2 protein-coding genes and 1 rRNA gene are annotated in these 6097 nt (G+C 37.9%); all 3 read left to right on the forward strand.

The features are described from left to right. The first annotated feature begins 34 nt into the window (after nt 1-34). Complete coding sequence (gene gyrB, locus ACFCYN_RS02195) at nt 35-1954, forward strand: DNA topoisomerase (ATP-hydrolyzing) subunit B (protein ID WP_172447752.1); 1920 nt, start codon at nt 35-37, stop codon at nt 1952-1954. Between the two features lie 240 nt (nt 1955-2194). Continuing rightward, nucleotides 2195-4699, forward strand: a complete 2505-nt coding sequence (gene gyrA / locus ACFCYN_RS02200; protein ID WP_172446571.1) for a DNA gyrase subunit A — start codon at nt 2195-2197, stop codon at nt 4697-4699. A 389-nt stretch (nt 4700-5088) separates the two neighbouring features. Then, a 16S ribosomal RNA gene (locus tag ACFCYN_RS02205) occupies nt 5089-6097 on the forward strand; the annotation flags it as partial.

Here is a 6097-nt window from a genome sequence, read left to right on the forward strand (position 1 = left end):
GTAAAATAAAAAAAGTAGGTGAGTGTTCATGACAATGGATCAAAAGATGCAAGAACATAATTATGATGAAAATCAAATACAGGTTCTTGAAGGTTTAGAAGCCGTACGTAAAAGACCGGGGATGTATATCGGGTCTACGAGTGGAAAAGGATTACATCACTTAGTATGGGAAATCGTTGATAATAGTATAGATGAGGCATTGGCTGGATACTGTGATGAGATTAATGTAATTATTGAAGAAGATAATAGCATTACAGTTAAAGATAATGGTCGTGGTATCCCGGTAGGTATTCATGAAAAAATGGGTAGACCGGCATTAGAAGTAATTATGACAGTACTTCATGCTGGTGGTAAATTTGGCGGTGGCGGATACAAAGTATCTGGTGGACTACATGGTGTAGGGGCTTCAGTAGTAAATGCATTATCTACTTTACTTGAAGTTCATGTTCATCGTGAAGGAAATATTTATTACCAACAATTTGCTAAAGGTATACCAGTTGCAGATATGAGTATCGAAGGTGAAACGGATACTACAGGTACAATTACTCATTTTAAACCTGATTCAGAGATTTTTACTGAAACAATAGTCTATGACTTTGATACATTAGCAAATCGTTTAAGAGAGTTAGCATTCCTTAATAGGGGTATTCGCTTAACAATAGAAGATCGTAGAGAAAATAAGCAAAAGAAAGAGTTTCACTATGAAGGTGGAATTAAATCTTATGTTGAACACTTAAATCGTTCAAAAGAAGTAATTCATGACGAGCCAATTTTTGTGATTGGTGAAAAAGATGGAATTAGTGTAGAAATTGCACTTCAATATAACGAGAGCTATACAAGTAATATATACTCATTCACAAATAATATTAATACACATGAAGGTGGAACTCATGAAGTTGGGTTCAAAACAGCATTGACTCGTGTTATTAATGATTATGGACGTAAGAATGGGTTAATTAAGGATCAAGATAGTAACTTATCTGGAGAGGATGTGCGTGAAGGATTAACTGCTATCGTTTCTATTAAACATCCAGATCCTCAATTTGAAGGACAAACAAAAACTAAACTAGGTAATAGTGAAGTTCGTACGATTACAGAGCAAGTTTTTGGAGAGAAACTTGAAAAGTTTTTATTAGAAAATCCAACTGAAGCTAAAAAAATCGTTGAAAAAGGTTTAATGGCAGCTAGAGCGCGTGTTGCTGCTAAAAAGGCTCGTGAATTAACAAGAAGAAAAAGTGCTTTAGAAGTATCAAGTTTGCCTGGGAAATTAGCAGATTGTTCTTCAAAAGATTCTTCAATTAGCGAAATTTACATCGTTGAGGGTGACTCAGCGGGTGGAAGTGCTAAACAAGGACGAGATCGTCACTTCCAAGCAATACTTCCTTTACGTGGAAAAATCATTAACGTAGAAAAAGCGCGACTTGATAAAATTTTATCAAACAATGAGGTTCGTTCAATGATTACTGCCTTTGGTACTGGAATTGGTGATGACTTTGATATTGAGAAAGCTCGATATCATAAAATTATATTAATGACAGATGCCGATGTAGATGGTGCTCACATTCGTACGTTATTGTTGACGTTCCTATATCGTTATATGCGTCAAATCATAGAAAGTGGTTATATTTATATAGCTCAACCACCTTTATATAAGATTCAACAAGGTAAAAAAATACAGTATGCTTACAATGATCGACAAATGGAAGAAATTATGTCGACCATTAATGCTGTACCAAAACCAGTTATTCAACGATATAAAGGTCTAGGTGAAATGAATCCTGAACAGTTATGGGAAACTACAATGAATCCTGAAACTAGAACATTATTACAAGTTAACCTTCAAGATGCTATTGAAGCGGATGAAACGTTTGAAACGTTAATGGGTGAAAAGGTAGAACCAAGGCGTAACTTTATCCAAGATAATGCTAAGTACGTAAAGAATTTAGATATTTAATAGTTAATGTTAAGGAGCTTATATGCTCCTTTCAGTGTATAGATGTAGTCTGAACAGATACAAATTTAGACTAATAGAAAATGTTTGTTCTTTTTTGTGTGAAATTTGTCGAGATATTGGATTTTTTATTGAATCTTGGTCAAGTAAAACACCGGAGAAGTTAAGCGTTTGTCAAAGTCTGATAGGAGCTTTTTAGCTCCCTTTCTTACATGATACGAAAACTAAAGGGAGGTGCCGATGTTGAGCGAAAATCAACAAATCAAAGAAATTAATATTAGTCATGAAATGCGTAATTCCTTCCTAGATTATGCAATGAGTGTAATTGTTTCTCGAGCGTTACCAGATGTACGAGACGGCTTAAAGCCTGTACATAGAAGAATTTTATATGCAATGAATGATTTAGGAATGACAGCTGATAAAGCTTATAAGAAGTCAGCGCGTATCGTTGGTGAAGTAATTGGTAAGTACCATCCGCATGGTGACTCTGCTGTATATGAAACAATGGTGCGTATGGCTCAAGACTTTAACTTTAGATATATGTTAGTAGATGGCCATGGGAATTTTGGATCTGTCGATGGGGACGCTGCAGCGGCAATGCGTTATACAGAGGCTAGGATGTCTAAAATATCGATGGAATTAATTCGCGATATTAATAAAAATACGATTGATTTTCAAGATAACTATGATGGTTCTGAAAGAGAGCCGATCGTTCTTCCTGCAAGATTTCCTAACTTGTTAATAAATGGAGCAACAGGTATTGCGGTAGGGATGGCTACAAATATTCCTCCACATCAATTAGGCGAGGTAATTGATGGTGTGCTTGCACTAAGTAAAGATCCTGAGATTACTACACAAGAGTTAATGGAGTTTGTTCAAGGACCCGATTTCCCTACTTCGGGTATGATTCTAGGGAAAAGTGGTATTCGTAAAGCTTATGAAACTGGTAAAGGCTCTATCATTATTAGAGCTAAAGTTGAAATTGAAGAAAAAGCAAATGGAAGACAAACGATTATTGTAACTGAGTTACCATATCAAGTAAACAAAGCTAAGCTTGTTGAACGAATTGCTGAACTAGTTCGAGATAAAAAAATTGAAGGCATAACTGATTTGCGTGATGAGTCTGACAGAACTGGTATGCGTGTTGTCATTGAGGTAAGAAGAGACGCGAACGCAAATGTACTTTTAAATAACCTTTATAAACAAACCGCGCTTCAAACAAGCTTTGGTATCAATTTATTAGCACTTGTAAATGGTGAACCAAAAGTGCTATCTCTAAAGAGTTGCTTGAAACACTATTTGGACCACCAAATTGTTGTTATTAAACGCAGAACAAAGTTTGAATTGGAAAAGGCGGAAGCACGTGCACATATATTAGAAGGTTTAAAAGTTGCCCTTGATCATTTAGATGCTGTAATTAGCTTAATTAGAGCTTCTCAAACGGCAGAAATTGCAAAAAATGGGTTAATGGAAACTTTCAATTTATCTGAAAAGCAAGCTCAAGCAATTTTAGATATGAGATTACAACGTCTAACTGGGTTAGAGCGTGAAAAAATTGAAGAAGAATACCAAGAGTTAATCAAGTTAATCGCAGAACTAAGAGCAATTCTTGCAGACGAGGAACGAGTACTTGAAATCATTCGTGAAGAGTTAACTGCGTTAAAAGAGCAATATAATGATAAACGAAGAACAGCGATTGTTCCTGGTGGAGTTGAAATCATTGAAGATGAAGATTTAATACCAGTTGAGAATATCATTGTAAGTTTAACTCATAATGGATATATTAAACGCCTTCCAGTCTCTACTTATCGATCTCAAAGAAGAGGTGGACGTGGTATTCAGGGAATGGGCACTAATAATGATGACTTCTTAGAACACTTACTGACACCTTCAACTCATGATACAATTTTATTCTTTACGAATAAGGGGAAAGTATACCGATCAAAAGGTTATGAGATTCCGGAGTTTAGCCGTACAGCTAAAGGACTACCTATCGTAAACTTACTTGAAATTGATAGAGGTGAAAGTATTAACGCTATTATTCCAGTAAGTGAATTTTTAGAGAATTGGTACCTATTCTTTACGACGAAACAAGGAATAGCGAAACGTGTACCTTTATCTGCATTTGCAAATATCCGAACGAATGGATTAATTGCAATTAATTTAAAAGAGGATGATGACGTAATTTCAGTACGTTTAACAGACGGAACGAAAGATATTGTTGTCGGTACCTCAAAAGGTATGATGATCCGTTTTAATGAAGATGATGTTAGATCAATGGGAAGAACAGCAACAGGTGTTAAAGCTATTACACTTTCTGAAGATGACTATGTTGTAGGAATGGAAGTTGTGGAGGAGCACTTAGATATTCTTGTTGTTACGGAACTTGGTTATGGTAAGCGAACTGCACAGGAAGAATACCGTATTCAAAGTCGTGGTGGTAAAGGATTAAAAACACTGAATGTTACAGAGAAAAACGGTAAAATGATTTCATTAAAATGTGTAAGTGACGAAGAGGATTTAATGTTAATTACTGAATCCGGTGTTATTATTCGTATGCCAATTGAACAAATCTCACGTCTTGGCCGTGTTACTCAAGGTGTTAAATTAATTAGACTAGACCAAGAAGGTCATGTTGCTACGGTTGCAATTGCAGCAAAAGAAGAGGAAATTGAGGCAGAAGATGAAAATGATGATGAATTTCCGACTCTAGAAGATGATGATATAACTGAAACAACTGAAGAATAGTTTTTAAATAATGCTAAAGAGAGAACATATTTGTTCTCTCTTTTTTCTATGTGAGGATACTAATGTTTCTTTAAATTGAAGATAGTAGGGTTTTATTTTAGGTTTGTCAGTTTTGCTCATTTAATCTTTATGGGGAGTATTAACTCCTTAGTTCTATTAAATCTAAAGGTAGGAAAATAAGAATATTAAGTAAGGTTTTTGCTTAAATAAAATTAGTTTAATTTTTTTTGAAAATATATTATAAAAACTATTGACCGAGTCTAATGGATTTGTTATTATATAGAAGTCGCCAAGAGACATCGCGACAAAATGAACTTTGAAAACTAAACAAAACATGAAGTAAACGTCAATTATTAGTTTTTTGAGCAATACAAGATTTAAACTTAACTTTTATGGAGAGTTTGATCCTGGCTCAGGACGAACGCTGGCGGCGTGCCTAATACATGCAAGTCGAGCGGATTAATGGGAGCTTGCTCCCGTTAATTAGCGGCGGACGGGTGAGTAACACGTGGGCAACCTACCTGTAAGACTGGGATAACTTCGGGAAACCGGAGCTAATACCGGATGACACTGAGGAACTCCTGTTCCTTAGTTGAAAGATGGCTTCGGCTATCACTTACAGATGGGCCCGCGGCGCATTAGCTAGTTGGTGAGGTAACGGCTCACCAAGGCGACGATGCGTAGCCGACCTGAGAGGGTGATCGGCCACACTGGGACTGAGACACGGCCCAGACTCCTACGGGAGGCAGCAGTAGGGAATCTTCCGCAATGGACGAAAGTCTGACGGAGCAACGCCGCGTGAGCGATGAAGGCCTTCGGGTCGTAAAGCTCTGTTGTTAGGGAAGAACAAGTGCTAGTTAAATAAGCTGGCACCTTGACGGTACCTAACCAGAAAGCCACGGCTAACTACGTGCCAGCAGCCGCGGTAATACGTAGGTGGCAAGCGTTGTCCGGAATTATTGGGCGTAAAGCGCGCGCAGGCGGTTTCTTAAGTCTGATGTGAAAGCCCCCGGCTCAACCGGGGAGGGTCATTGGAAACTGGGAAACTTGAGTGCAGAAGAGGAAAGTGGAATTCCAAGTGTAGCGGTGAAATGCGTAGAGATTTGGAGGAACACCAGTGGCGAAGGCGACTTTCTGGTCTGTAACTGACGCTGAGGCGCGAAAGCGTGGGGAGCAAACAGGATTAGATACCCTGGTAGTCCACGCTGTAAACGATGAGTGCTAAGTGTTAGAGGGTTTCCGCCCTTTAGTGCTGAAGTTAACGCATTAAGCACTCCGCCTGGGGAGTACGGTCGCAAGACTGAAACTCAAAGGAATTGACGGGGGCCCGCACAAGTGGTGGAGCATGTGGTTTAATTCGAAGCAACGCGAAGAACCTTACCAGGTCTTGACATCCTC

Source organism: Gottfriedia sp. NPDC056225 (assembly GCF_042267765.1).
GTDB lineage: Bacteria > Bacillota > Bacilli > Bacillales > Bacillaceae_G > Gottfriedia.